Genomic DNA, 12,729 nt, shown 5'->3' with positions numbered 1-12,729 from the left:
CTCCCAACTTCTAACTTCTAACTTCCAACTTATAGTGTGTTAACGTTGTTCAAGTCAGCAAAAGCCTGCTCTAGTCTTGCGTTGAAAGTTACTTCTCCTTCGCGCAACCATTTTCTTGGGTCGTAATATTTTTTGTTTGGAGCATCAGCACCTGTTGGGTTACCGATTTGAGTTTTTAAGTAATCAATATTGTTTACCATAAAATCACGAATTCCTTCAGTGAAAGCAAATTGTAAATCAGTATCAATGTTCATTTTGATAACTCCGTAGCTAATTCCTTCTCTGATTTCTTCAAGAGTAGAACCTGATCCACCGTGGAAAACAAAATCAACCGGGTTATGTCCTGTGTTGAATTTTGACTGAACGAAATCCTGAGAATTTTTTAAGATTTTTGGAGTTAATTTTACGTTTCCTGGTTTGTAAACACCGTGAACGTTTCCAAAAGCAGCAGCGATAGTGAATTTTGGACTTACTTTAGATAATTCTTCGTAAGCATAAGCTACTTCTTCCGGTTGAGTGTATAATTTTGAACTGTCAACATCAGAGTTGTCAACACCATCTTCTTCACCACCTGTAATTCCAAGTTCGATTTCTAATGTCATCCCGATTTTGCTCATTCTTTCTAAGTAAGTTTTGCAAATTTCGATGTTTTCTTCGATTGGCTCTTCAGATAAATCAATCATGTGCGAACTGAATAATGATTTTCCAGTTGCAGCAAAATGTTCTTCTGAAGCGTCTAATAAACCGTCAATCCAAGGCAATAATTTTTTTGCGCAGTGGTCAGTATGTAAAATTACAGTTGCTCCGTAAGCTTCTGCTAATGTGTGGATGCTTTTTGCTCCGGCAATTGCTCCGGCGATAGCTGCTTTTTCTCCCGCATTAGAAAGTCCTTTTCCCGCATTAAATTGCGCTCCACCGTTTGAGAATTGGATGATAACTGGTGCGTTTAATTTTGCAGCAGTTTCAAGTACACCATTAATTGTGTTAGATCCTGTAACGTTTACAGCAGGAAGTGCAAATCCTTTTTCTTTGGCATAATTAAATATTTCTTGTACTTGGTCACCAGTTGCTACACCAGGCTTAATGTTGTGTCCCATTTTGTTTTTTGTTTTTAGTTAGATTTTTTGTTTTTAGATTAAGACCGCAAAAATAAGAATTTATTAGGATTAGAACGGATAATTTATTCCAAAATTTAAAACGGAGTGGGCAAAGTTGTAATCTCTAAACCATTTTTTTGCAGTTTCTTCAGCTGGGTTATAGGTTTTAAAACCAAAATCAAAGCGAACGACAAAGAAGTTTAAATCATATCTAAGACCGAATCCTGAGCCCAATGCGATGTCTTTTAAACTTGAAAAATTCTTAAAAGTTGATTTTTCATCAGTTACATTGTCAAAAACATTCCAGATGTTTCCGGCATCGGCAAATAAAGCTCCTTTTAAATCGCCCAGAATTTTAAATCTATATTCGGCACTTATGGCAATTTTCATGTTGGCTTCGTTAAAATCATTTGTTGCGCCACTACTTCCTGGGCCGAGACTATAAGGTTGCCAGGCTCTATTGTCATTAGAACCTCCTGAGAAATAACTTCGGGAAAACGGAATATAATCAGAATTTCCAAATGGGATTGCAATACCAAAGAAGCTTCGTACTGCTATAACTCGTTCATGATTTAAGTCCCAGTGTTTGATGTAGTCAAATTCGGTTTTAATGTATTCAGAATATTCCAGATTGAATAATTCGCGGTTTCCATTTTGATTTCTCTTTAGGTTTGTAGCATTTCCAATTAAGGATAATAAAGAACCTGCCGATTCGATTTTGGTTTTAAAAAGATAAAAATTGTTGTCGGCTAAATCTGTTTTTGTTGTTTTGCTAAAACTAAAGTTGGTTGCAAGAATAAAATCGTTTTCGGTTAATCGCACTCTTCTTTCTTCGATGCCTTTTACTTCATTAAAATCATTTGTAGGTAAATTTGTTACTCCTGTTAAAACATCGTTGATAAAACCATTAGTTCCTGATTCAATTTTTAAGTTATTGTTGTTGTCAACATAGTCAGGGTTGGTGTTGTATGTTTTTCCAATTTCATTTAGTGCATCATAAGACGAACCATAGACATTAAAGTAATTTGGAGAATTTAAGTTACGGACATACTGAATATTGAAAAGATCAAAACGGGCTGTATTATTTCTCTTCGGATTCCAATTGTATGAAAAAGTTCCTGTGAAATTCTCTTTGTCTAATCCAATATTCCTTTGTGTAGCATAACCAAGACCTATTAAGGTAGACGGAATCATGCTTTTTGGGATAATTTTCTCGGTAGGAAAAGGCAAAAATATTCTTGGAAAATTCAGTTTGAAATCGACTCCATATTCTGACACGTTGAAGAATTGGTTATTAGGATTAGCTAAATCTCTTGAGGAACCAATATTGGCACGGACTGAGACTTCTAATGTTTCGGCACCGTTAAAAATATTTCTAATAGTTAATGATGGACTAAATGAGATTCCTATATCCTGAATGTTTGAGTGCATGATATCTACAGATGATCCAAAGCTATATTTTTTTCTGGGTGTTAAATAAATTTTTGCAATAAGCGAATTGTGAAGTGTGTCTTTTTTATCTACTTCATATTGTATGCTCGGAGCATTGAAAACTTTAAGATTATTAAGGTATCTGGATGTTAGTACTGTTTTGTAATCGGCAAAAGAAGTTCCTTTAGTGATAAAAATAGCATCTGTTATGGCGTGCGGTTTGTAGCGTAGTTTCCCTCGGCTGTAAATATTAAAGTTTTGATGGGAAATACTGTCGGTAATGTTTTGTTTGCTGGTGTTAGGTAAATAATCGGTGTAGATGTCAACACTGCTTATTTTGTATAATTTAAAAGATTCTGTTTTTGTTGAATCTTTGTCCTGATAGCTGTAGTCGCTGATGTTTATAGTTACATCGGCTTTGTTTTTTTTACCAATAGTATCAATGTCAAAAACAACAGCTGTGGGTTGAAAATAATAAGCTCCGTGATTTCTAAAATAGCTGGCAATACGATTTTTTTCATTCGAAAAATCGATTGTCTTGTATTGATTCCCAGATTTAATAAGTGCGTTTTGCTTACTGTTATTGTACAAAGAGTCCAGGTCGGGCGAACTGATATTGGTTTTTATCGAATCTAAAATATAGGCTTTGTTAGTGGTAATGTTGTATTTTATCCGACCTCTTTTTAAGCTTAGGGTATCATGTTCAAAGTTAGCTTCGACATTAAAAAAACCATTATTGAAATAATAATATTGAAGTCTAGAAAGCGATTTTTGTGTTTTAACAGAATCAATAATTACAGGAGCTTCTCCAGTTTTTTTTAAAAAATCATGAATTCCGTGATGCCAAAAAGATTGTCCGAGCCGATCAACTTGTTTTGCCGAAAGCCATTTTGCTTTTCGCTCGTATTTTCCCGGATTATTGGTAAATTTTGCCTGGTAGGTCGAGTCAGGATTTAGATTCGCTAAATTGTATAAATTCAATCGCAAACGATAACCAAGTAAGGTACTATTAGGTTTTTGGTACAATTGGTTTGATACGTCTTCGTCGTTGGTTTTTTTGCCATTTACTAAAATTTGATTGCTCGTAAGTAGTTGTTTGCCGTCAGGAACTCTTTTTTCGGCGTTACAGGCAGATATAATTATTCCTATTAGAATAAATAGTGATATTTTTGTTGAAATTTTTTTCAAGAGGTCTAAAATATTTAATTCAAAAGTACATATTTTTATGGTTAGTAAAAACCAAATAAAACTTATAACTAGTTTACAGCAAAAAAAGTATCGAATTAACAATCAATTATTTTTTGCTGAAGGTGTAAAAGTAATTCAGGAGCTTTTGCAGTCTAATTTTGAATTAGAGCATTTATATACTACCCAGTTTGATTTTGAAGAAGTTCCCGCTGCTAAAAAATCATTAATCCATGAAAATGATTTGAAAAAAATTAGCGCACTAGCAACTCCTAACAGTTGTTTGGCTGTTTTTAAAATCCCTCAGCAAAAAGAAATTAGTAATTCGGGCTTAATTATAGCATTAGATGATATAAGAGACCCGGGCAATTTAGGAACTATTTTGCGTTTGTGCGATTGGTTTGGAATCAAACAAGTTGTTTGTTCGAAAGAAACAGTGGATATTTATAATCCTAAAGTAGTTCAGGCAACTATGGGGTCTATAACCAGAGTAAATGTGAGTTATGTTGATTTAGCCGAATATATTACTCAAACCCAATTGCCTGTTTTTGGGACTTTTATGGATGGTGAAAATATTTATAAGAACATTTTGCCTCAGGAAGGAATCATTATTATGGGAAATGAAGCCAATGGTATTTCGGAAGAAATTGAAAAAATAATCAAAAACCGACTTTCGATTCCTCGTTTTGGCGATTTACAAAAAACAGAAAGTTTGAATGTAGCTACTGCAACTGCAATTATTTTAAGTGAATTTAAACGAAATTTAGCTTAGCAATTTTAATGAAAAGTAAAGTTAATAAAGATGGCTCTGCTTTTAAGTGATTCGATATTTCCTGTCCACGGACTATTAGGATTGTTGTCTCTAATGAGTTCGTCTTTAAGGCTAAAACAGCCACGAATAGAGGGTGAGAATATAAAATATTCCGAGAAAAAATCAATGCCAAATCCTAATTCATAATTGGTACTCCAGGGTTTTACTCTAAATTTTTGTTGTTCATTATCGTCTATGGATTTTGAATTTCCTGATAAATTGAGCGTGGTTGATACTCCGCCCACAAGGTATGGTCGGATGTTTCCTGTGCGCAATGCTGAAAATTTTAATAACAAAGGAAAATGAATATAGGTGCTGTTTACTTCTCTAAGGGCATCAAGTTCTGTTGTGAAATTAGGATAATGTAGTGTTCTTTTAGTATAATATAAGCCGGGTTCAAAACGAAGATTGATATATTCCTGAAGTTTTAAATCGGCAACAACGCCTACATTGAATCCGGTAGATTTTTCTACCTGAATGTCAGGGGCTACTGTTTTATAATCTATTTTAAAATCGAATGAGTTAAAGCCTAAATAGTAGCCAAAATACAAACGTTGTTTTTGAAAATTTTCTAAATTGATAATCGGGTCTTTACTAAACATACCTTTAGACTGCGAATATCCGTTTAAACACAGTATGAGTAATAAGTTAAAGACGGCGATTTTTCTCATTTTCAATTCAACTTAGGTTATTGTTTAGATGCAAGATAAATGGTAGCGACTCCAAAAGTTTGCGGCATTGCTTTTACATCTATAAACCCAATTTTTCTTAAAATATTGTTTAGAACTTCACCATAAGGAAAAGCAGCTGCAGACTCTGATAAATAACCGTAAGCAACATTATCTTTTGAGAATAATTTACCTATAATAGGAAGGATATTGTTGCTGTAAAAATGATAACCCTGTTTGTAAGGAGTTTTGTCCGGTACTGATGTTTCCAGGATCACAAAAGTTCCTCCGGGCTTTAATACACGTAATATTTCGGCTAATCCTTTTTCCAGATTTTCAAAATTTCGTACCCCAAAAGCAACGGTAATGGCATCAAAATGATTGTCTTCAAAAGGTATGTTTTCAGAGTCGCCTAAAATCATTTCGATAGTGTTGGATAGGTTTTTTTGAGCAATTTTTTTTACTCCTACTTCCAGCATTCCTGCCGAGATGTCTAATCCAGTGATTTTTTTAGCGCTGGTATTTGCCATTAAAATAGCTAAATCGCCAGTTCCTGTGGCTATATCTAATATAGTTTCAGGATTTGTATTAGCAACTATTTTTAAAACTTTTTTTCTCCATTTAACGTCAATGCCAAAAGAAATAACACGATTCAGATTGTCGTAGTTTCCGGAAATAGTATCAAACATTTTTGCAACCTGTTCTTTTTTTCCTAATTCAGAGTCTTTATAAGGGGTGATGTTTTTTGACATTTTTTAAATTTTGACAAATATACTATAATGGTGTTTAAGTTGAAACTGAAATTAATTTTCAATTGTAATTGCCGTGTTTTTTGTGTGTTTTTAATTCAAAAAATCACGGAAAGTGGGTATTGTGATGTAAGATTATTATTCTCAATTTTACCAAATGAATTTACTTGCAATGGATAATAAGGAATTGACGGTTCAACTCAGATGGTTGTTTTTTGCGTTGGCAATATCATTTGTTCTTGTAATTTGTTTTGACGGTGCTGTTTTGTTTAAAGGCAGTACTTTAAAAGAAGCGCAAAATACGTTCTTAGGATTCAATTTATTTTTGGAAATTTTAATTTTCATTTCCTTTACTACCTTTGTGGTATTTGGTATTAAAGGTTTTTTTGAGATGTTTTCTCGAAAGATTGCAAATTTGATTATTCTCGTTTCGGGAATGAGTTTATTATTTGCTAATTTGGTGTTGGTCTGTCAAATTATTTTTCAAGATTAGAGCTGTTTCCTTATTGTTGTTGCAAATTAAAAGCACTAAAAAAGCCATTCATTCGAATGGCTTTAGTTTTTATAAGAATAATGGATACTTACAATCCAAATGCTGTTTTAATTTGGTCAACATAGTCTAGTTTTTCCCATGTAAACAATTCTACAGTTACTGTTTTTTCTTCTCCTCCAGGAGCTGAGAAAGTTTTTGTAACTACTTCAGGAGTACGTCCCATGTGTCCGTAAGCAGCAGTTTCGCTATAGATAGGGTTTCTTAATTTTAAACGTTGTTCGATAAAATACGGACGCATATCAAAAATAGCTTCTACTTTTTTAGCAATTTCACCATCAGTTAGGTTTACTTTTGCTTTGCCATAAGTGTTGATAAAAATTCCCATTGGTTGAGCTACACCAATAGCATAAGAAACCTGAACTAAAATTTCGTCAGCTACACCCGCAGCAACTAAGTTTTTAGCAATATGACGGGTAGCATAAGCAGCACTTCTGTCAACTTTACTTGGGTCTTTTCCTGAGAAAGCACCACCACCGTGAGCTCCTTTTCCTCCGTAAGTATCAACAATAATTTTTCTACCAGTAAGTCCGGTATCACCGTGAGGTCCGCCAATTACAAATTTCCCTGTTGGGTTGATGTGGTAGTTAATTTTATCGTTAAACAAGTGAGCGTGCTCTGGGTTTTTAGTAATAATTCTAGGAATCAAAATTTCAACAATGTCTTTTTTGATTTTAGCAAGCATCGTAGCTTCTTCATCAAAATCGTCGTGTTGTGTAGAAATTACAATCGCGTCAATACGAATTGGTGTATTGTCGTCACTGTATTCAAGGGTAACCTGAGATTTTGCATCCGGACGTAAATAAGTGATTTCGTTGTTTTCACGTCTTAAAATTGCAAGCTCAATTAAAAGTTTGTGAGACAAATCAAGTGCCAATGGCATGTAGTTTTCAGTTTCGTTAGTAGCATAACCAAACATCATTCCCTGGTCTCCCGCACCTTGCTCTTCCGGGCTTTTTCTGTCAACACCCTGATTGATATCGGCTGATTGTTCGTGAATAGCCGAAAGAATTCCGCATGAATTAGCTTCAAACATATATTCACTCTTAGTGTATCCAATTTTTTTGATTACATCACGAGCAATTTGTTGAACATCTAAATAAGTATTCGATTTTACTTCTCCTGCTAAAATAACCTGACCGGTAGTTACTAAAGTCTCGCAAGCTACTTTTGAGTCAGCATCAAATGCCAGGAAATTATCAATTAATGCATCTGAAATTTGATCTGCAATTTTGTCTGGATGTCCTTCGCTCACAGATTCTGACGTAAATAAATAGGCCATAATATATAATTTATTTAAAATTAAGCGAGGAAAAATAATTGCAAAAAGGACTAAAGGAGGGTTTCTGCTTTAGCATTTTTTTCTACTGAAATTTTTCAGTATTCATAATGGCTTTGTGTCATTATGAAGAGGTTGCAATCAGTTCAAATTTTTCCTCTTGTATTTTGAGCCGCAAAGGTATGAAACCATTTTTGAATTGTAAATTAATTATGGACTAATTTTTTAATTAAAAAACAGGGGGATTTGACTAACTTGAGTTGGTTTGAAATTAGTCAATTAAAAAATCAAATGGTCTGTTTAATGGAGTAGGTGTTTTTTGGAAATATTATAATGACTTTAATTTAAAGTAGAGTTAACATTGGATTTGGATTTCGGTTGTATCTTTGGCATATCAAATCAGAAGGGCGGAATGGAGTTAATTTTTTAAATTATCTTGGAGAAAAGGCTCTTTTTTGATTTGTTTTTTTAGTCTGAGTCAAAAAATGATGTTAAAAAACATAATTAATTGTTAATTAATGTAATTGGCGGAATTTTTTTCAAAATAATAATGAGTCATAAATATTAATTTGTATATTTGTGACTCTAAATAAAAACAAGAAATGAATTTTATTATTTGTAAAAAATCGATGGTTAAAGCGAAGGAAATCGGCGGGAGTGCGATAGCTTAATTTTTTTATTCAAAATAAGATTAAAAATATAGCAAAAGCCTCCCGAGAAATCAGGAGGCTTTTTTGTTAGAAAACAAATAATTAAAATAAGATTCAATTACAATAAGAATTACAATGATTACTATTAATATTAAGAAAAATAAACAGTTTACAACAGTCTCTATGTCTTGCGCAAAGTTACTGGTCTGTTGATTTCCAAAAGTATCGTTTATAATAATATAAACCCTTTTGGTAAATACTCCAAAAGGGTTTTTTTTATAGAAAAAAGTAAAACAAAATAACAACAAACAATAAAGTTAAATTAATTAAATTAAAACATCATGAGCACAAAAAGAATGATTACAAGGGCGTTAGAACTTATAAGGAATATAAGGAGTACTAACATTGAGAAAAAAGAAAATAGAGTAGAATTGACAAATGCCAGATTTGGGATTAATTTGGATCCAAATTTTAAAGACCAAAAGAAAGTCGCCAATTCATTAACGTTTATGATGTATTCTAAAGAAAATGAAACACTGTTCATCTAAGTATAGTTTTGTAAATATAGGTTTCAAACGCAGGTGATTTCTGGATTTTGTGTTCAGTGATGACTTGCGTTTGTTTGTTATGTTAATGCTGGTTTGAATCTATAATCAGCAAAATTTGTTTGTTTGAAAAAATAGTGGTTACTTTGCCACTTTAAAGTTCGTAAGCATATTGAAATGTTATAAAGAAAGGACGAGGGATTAGACCCGATGATGCCTTAGCAACCCTTCGATTGTCGAAGAAGGTGCTACATTCTATCCGCCATGGCGGAAAAGATAACAATGAAAATCTTCTGGTTTATTTGAGCTTTCTTTTTAATGTTTCCATAATCAATCCTATTTAAAGATTTGAAATTGGAAAATAAACCCAATCACATTATAATTCAAAATTTCACTACCGAGAGTGGTGTATTATACCCTGTTTTAAATTTAAGTTACCAGTCTTTTGGTCCTGAATTGAATACAGCACCTGTTGTTTTAGTCAATCACGCCTTGACCGGAAATTCTCAGGTTATTGGTTCAGCGGGATGGTGGAATGATTTAATTGGAGAAAATAAAACTATTGATACCAATAAATACAGCATTTTAGCTTTTAATGTTCCCGGAAATGGATTTGATGGTACTATTGTAGAAAATTATTTGGATTTTAATGCCAGAGATGTTGCAAAGCTTTTTATCGAAGGAGTTAAGCAACTTAAAATTCAGCAATTGTACGCCATTATTGGAGGCTCTGTAGGTGGCGGAATTGCCTGGGAGATGATTGCCTTAGAGCCTAAGTTGGCCTTGCATTTAATTCCTATTGCAACCGATTGGAAATCGACTGATTGGTTGATTGCAAATTGCTTTTTGCAAGAGCAAATTTTGAAAAATTCGTCTAATCCAATTGAAGATGCCAGGATTCACGCCATGTTGTGTTATAGAACTCCGGAATCTTTCAAGATGAAATTTGACAGAACCATTAATGAAGAATTAGCTATATTTAATATTGAGAGTTGGTTGTTGCATCATGGTAAGAAATTACAAAAACGCTTTCAGCTGGCTTCTTATAAAATGATGAATCAATTGCTTAAAACGATTGATGTAACCAGAAATAGCGATTCTTTTGAAGAATTTGCCTCTAAAATAGAAGCTACAATTCATATCATAGGTATAAATTCAGATTTGTTTTTTACCGCAAGAGAGAATAAAGAAACCTACCAGGAATTAAAAAAGTATAATGTCAATGTTTCTTATAACGAAATAGAATCCATTCACGGACATGATGCATTCCTGATAGAATATGAACAATTAAACAACTTGCTTGCTCCTGTTTTTTAGTAGCAACACAAAATAGAATTACATGAAAATATTAAAATTTGGAGGTAAATCTTTATCGAACGGTGAAGGAATCAATAAAGTTGTTTCTATTATTACAGATAAAGTAAATCAAGGAGAAGAAATAGCCATCGTTGTTTCGGCACGTGGGAATGCTACCGATGAGTTAGAAGAAATATTAACAGTTGCATCTAAAAATGCCGATTATAAAACCTTACTTGAAGAGTTTAAGAAATACCAGCAAGATGAATATGCAACAGTAGATTTGTCTGAGGAATTTGCTGTTTTAGATAAATTATTCGAAGGAGTAAGCCTGATAGGAGATTATAGTTCTAAAATTAAAGATCAAATTCTTTCGATTGGAGAGTTGCTTTCGGCTAAATTATTAACGGCAATTTTAATCGAAAAAGGAATCAACGCCCGATTTGCTGATTCTAGAATTTTCCTAAAAACGGATTCTAAATTTGGAGATGCGCAACCGCTGGAACAAATTTCGAAGAAAAATGTAATTCAGTATTTTAAAGAAAATGCAGGTTCAGTAGTTAATGTTGTAACTGGTTTTATTGGTTCTAACAATAATAATGTTACTACTACTTTAGGTCGTAACGGAAGTAATTATACAGCTTCTTTATTGGCTAATTATTTGAATGCTAAAGAACTTCAGAATTATACTCACGTCGATGGTATTTACACTGCTAATCCGGATTTGGTTTCTGATGCTAAAAAAATAGACCATTTGACTTTTAATGAGGCGAATGAGTTGGCTAATTTTGGAGCAACTATTTTGCACGCCAAAACGATAATTCCTTTGTTAGAGAAAAATATTCCATTGCGAATATTGAATACTTTCAATCATGAAAACGAAGGAACTTTAATTACGGCAACTTCTAAAAATGCAGGAATTAAAACACTTTCGGTTTTAGAAGATGTAGCTTTAGTTAATCTTGAAGGTAGAGGTTTACTAGGGAAAACAGGAGTTGATGCCCGTATTTTTAAAGTAATGGGTGATAATAATATTAGTGTGAGTATTATTTCGCAGGGTTCTTCTGAAAGAGGAATCGGATTAGTAGTTGCGGAATCTCAGGCTACAAAAGCAATGATTGAATTAGAAAAAGAATTCGAAAATGATTTCTATTCTAAAGACGTTAATAAAATTTCGGTAACCGATGATGTTTCGGTAATTTCGATTATTGGACAAGATTTAAGTACTTTTTATAAGCCTTACACGGCTTTAATTAAAAACAAAATTGTTCCTATTCTTTTCAATAATACGGTTACTGGGAAAAATGTGAGTTTGGTAGTTAAGAAATCAGAACTGAATAAAGCATTAAATGTTATTCATGGGGAGATTTTTGGAGTTTCTAAAAAAATCAACATTGCCGTTTTTGGTCATGGATTAGTAGGAGGAACTTTGATTAATCAAATTTTAGAATCGGCGGTTGCTATTGAGAAAAGAAAAGACATCAAATTGAATGTTTTTGCCATTGCAAATTCTAAAAGTGTTTTACTGAATAAAGACGGAGTAACGCCAAATTGGATTAACGAAATTCAAACTAACGGATTCTCTTATACTATTGATGATATTATTGCTTACGCCAATGAGCATCATTTAGAGAATTTAATTGCGGTGGATAATACGGCTAGTGCAACATTTGTTGAAAATTATATTCCTTTGGTTGAAAATGGTTTTGATTTAATTTCTTCGAATAAAGTAGCCAATACTTTGAGTTATGGTTTTTACAAACAATTGCGTAGTGTATTGGCTGAAAATCAAAAGAGTTATTTGTATGAAACCAATGTTGGTGCAGGTTTACCATTAATTGATACAATAAAATTATTGCATCTTTCGGGTGAAAATATCACTAAGATTAAAGGGGTTTTCTCAGGAACATTGAGTTATTTATTTAATAATTTTTCGGCAAAAGATGTTCCGTTTAGTGATATTTTGAAAGAAGCGATTGATAACGGATATACTGAACCGGATCCAAGAGAGGATTTATGTGGAAACGACGTAGGTAGAAAATTGTTGATTTTAGCGAGAGAATTGGATTTGCAAAATGAATTTGAAGAAATTGCAATTCAGAATCTAATTCCGGAACATTTACGTGAAGGAAATGCTGCTGATTTCTTGACAAAATTAAAAGAGTTCGACCCAATTTATGATAAGATAAAGAACGAGCAACAACCAAATCACGTTTTGCGTTACATAGGCGAATTGTCTGGTGATTTGCAAAATGACAAAGGAATATTAGAAGTGAAATTAGTTTCTGTTCCTTCAGATACAGCATTAGGTGGATTAAAAGGTTCAGATTCTTTCTTCGAAATTTACACTGAATCTTACGGAGACAGACCAATTGTTATTCAGGGGGCCGGAGCTGGATCGGCAGTAACGGCAAGAGGGGTTTTTGGAGATATTTTGAGATTATCTGACAAAGGATAAGTCATTGCGA

10 protein-coding genes and 1 riboswitch are annotated in these 12,729 nt (G+C 33.1%); of the genes, 5 read left to right on the top strand and 5 right to left on the bottom strand.

Features of this window, described 5'->3' with window-relative positions; genetic code table 11:
* Nucleotides 1-29: 29 nt before the first annotated feature.
* Together fbaA and tamL are read right to left on the bottom strand one after the other, a co-directional pair.
* Complete coding sequence (gene fbaA, locus BIW12_RS04240; RefSeq protein WP_071183957.1) at nucleotides 30-1,097, bottom strand: class II fructose-bisphosphate aldolase; 1,068 nt, start codon at nucleotides 1,095-1,097, stop codon at nucleotides 30-32.
* 69 nt (nucleotides 1,098-1,166) lie between these two features.
* Entirely contained in the window at nucleotides 1,167-3,716 is a 2,550-nt protein-coding gene (gene tamL, locus BIW12_RS04235) for a translocation and assembly module lipoprotein TamL (RefSeq protein ID WP_071183956.1), read from the bottom strand.
* A gap of 37 nt (nucleotides 3,717-3,753) precedes the next feature.
* Between tamL and BIW12_RS04230 the strand changes: the two genes are divergently transcribed.
* Nucleotides 3,754-4,485 (top strand): TrmH family RNA methyltransferase, encoded by a 732-nt coding sequence (locus tag BIW12_RS04230; protein ID WP_071183955.1) that lies wholly within the window; start codon nucleotides 3,754-3,756, stop codon nucleotides 4,483-4,485.
* Between the two features lie 5 nt (nucleotides 4,486-4,490).
* On the opposite strand, the gene porT is transcribed toward BIW12_RS04230, so the two are convergent.
* Nucleotides 4,491-5,195, bottom strand: a complete 705-nt coding sequence (porT, locus tag BIW12_RS04225; RefSeq protein ID WP_071183954.1) for a type IX secretion/gliding motility protein PorT/SprT — start codon at nucleotides 5,193-5,195, stop codon at nucleotides 4,491-4,493.
* A 17-nt stretch (nucleotides 5,196-5,212) separates the two neighbouring features.
* Nucleotides 5,213-5,944 carry a bifunctional demethylmenaquinone methyltransferase/2-methoxy-6-polyprenyl-1,4-benzoquinol methylase UbiE gene (ubiE, locus tag BIW12_RS04220; RefSeq protein ID WP_071183953.1) on the bottom strand — a complete coding sequence of 244 codons (732 nt, stop codon included), beginning with the start codon at nucleotides 5,942-5,944 and terminating at the stop codon, nucleotides 5,213-5,215.
* A 169-nt stretch (nucleotides 5,945-6,113) separates the two neighbouring features.
* Here ubiE and BIW12_RS04215 point away from each other — a divergent pair, with 169 nt between their 5' ends.
* Complete coding sequence (locus BIW12_RS04215; protein ID WP_071186119.1) at nucleotides 6,114-6,434, top strand: hypothetical protein; 321 nt, start codon at nucleotides 6,114-6,116, stop codon at nucleotides 6,432-6,434.
* Between the two features lie 88 nt (nucleotides 6,435-6,522).
* Here the strand turns inward: BIW12_RS04215 and metK are convergent, their stop codons facing one another.
* Nucleotides 6,523-7,773 carry a methionine adenosyltransferase gene (gene metK, locus BIW12_RS04210; RefSeq protein WP_071183952.1) on the bottom strand — a complete coding sequence of 417 codons (1,251 nt, stop codon included), beginning with the start codon at nucleotides 7,771-7,773 and terminating at the stop codon, nucleotides 6,523-6,525.
* Nucleotides 7,774-8,776: 1,003 nt separating this feature from the next.
* On the opposite strand from metK, the gene BIW12_RS04200 reads away from it, so the two are divergent.
* The 3 genes from BIW12_RS04200 to thrA all read left to right on the top strand — a co-directional run bounded on the left by BIW12_RS04200 (nucleotide 8,777) and on the right by thrA (nucleotide 12,719).
* Nucleotides 8,777-8,968 carry a hypothetical protein gene (locus tag BIW12_RS04200; protein WP_157499481.1) on the top strand — a complete coding sequence of 64 codons (192 nt, stop codon included), beginning with the start codon at nucleotides 8,777-8,779 and terminating at the stop codon, nucleotides 8,966-8,968.
* A gap of 174 nt (nucleotides 8,969-9,142) precedes the next feature.
* Nucleotides 9,143-9,248, top strand: a riboswitch (SAM riboswitch).
* Between the two features lie 71 nt (nucleotides 9,249-9,319).
* Nucleotides 9,320-10,282, top strand: a complete 963-nt coding sequence (locus BIW12_RS04195; protein ID WP_232227136.1) for an alpha/beta fold hydrolase — start codon at nucleotides 9,320-9,322, stop codon at nucleotides 10,280-10,282.
* Between the two features lie 22 nt (nucleotides 10,283-10,304).
* Nucleotides 10,305-12,719 carry a bifunctional aspartate kinase/homoserine dehydrogenase I gene (thrA, locus tag BIW12_RS04190; RefSeq protein ID WP_071183948.1) on the top strand — a complete coding sequence of 805 codons (2,415 nt, stop codon included), beginning with the start codon at nucleotides 10,305-10,307 and terminating at the stop codon, nucleotides 12,717-12,719.
* Nucleotides 12,720-12,729 lie beyond the last annotated feature (10 nt).

Origin of the sequence: Flavobacterium commune, assembly GCF_001857965.1 — a bacterium.
In the GTDB taxonomy this organism is placed as follows: domain Bacteria; phylum Bacteroidota; class Bacteroidia; order Flavobacteriales; family Flavobacteriaceae; genus Flavobacterium; species Flavobacterium commune.
The sequence above is the reverse complement of the archived record's forward strand: the minus strand, read 5'-3'. Positions and strand labels throughout refer to the sequence as shown.

What these genes read in the sequence shown, in the direction of transcription:
- fbaA (WP_071183957.1), bottom strand. Translation starts at nt 1,097, where the DNA reads ATGGGACACAACATTAAGCCTGGTGTAGCAACTGGTGACCAAGTACAA.
- BIW12_RS04230 (WP_071183955.1), top strand. Translation starts at nt 3,754, where the DNA reads ATGGTTAGTAAAAACCAAATAAAACTTATAACTAGTTTACAGCAAAAA.
- porT (WP_071183954.1), bottom strand. Translation starts at nt 5,195, where the DNA reads ATGAGAAAAATCGCCGTCTTTAACTTATTACTCATACTGTGTTTAAAC.
- ubiE (WP_071183953.1), bottom strand. Translation starts at nt 5,944, where the DNA reads ATGTCAAAAAACATCACCCCTTATAAAGACTCTGAATTAGGAAAAAAA.
- BIW12_RS04215 (WP_071186119.1), top strand. Translation starts at nt 6,114, where the DNA reads ATGGATAATAAGGAATTGACGGTTCAACTCAGATGGTTGTTTTTTGCG.
- metK (WP_071183952.1), bottom strand. Translation starts at nt 7,773, where the DNA reads ATGGCCTATTTATTTACGTCAGAATCTGTGAGCGAAGGACATCCAGAC.
- BIW12_RS04200 (WP_157499481.1), top strand. Translation starts at nt 8,777, where the DNA reads ATGATTACAAGGGCGTTAGAACTTATAAGGAATATAAGGAGTACTAAC.
- thrA (WP_071183948.1), top strand. Translation starts at nt 10,305, where the DNA reads ATGAAAATATTAAAATTTGGAGGTAAATCTTTATCGAACGGTGAAGGA.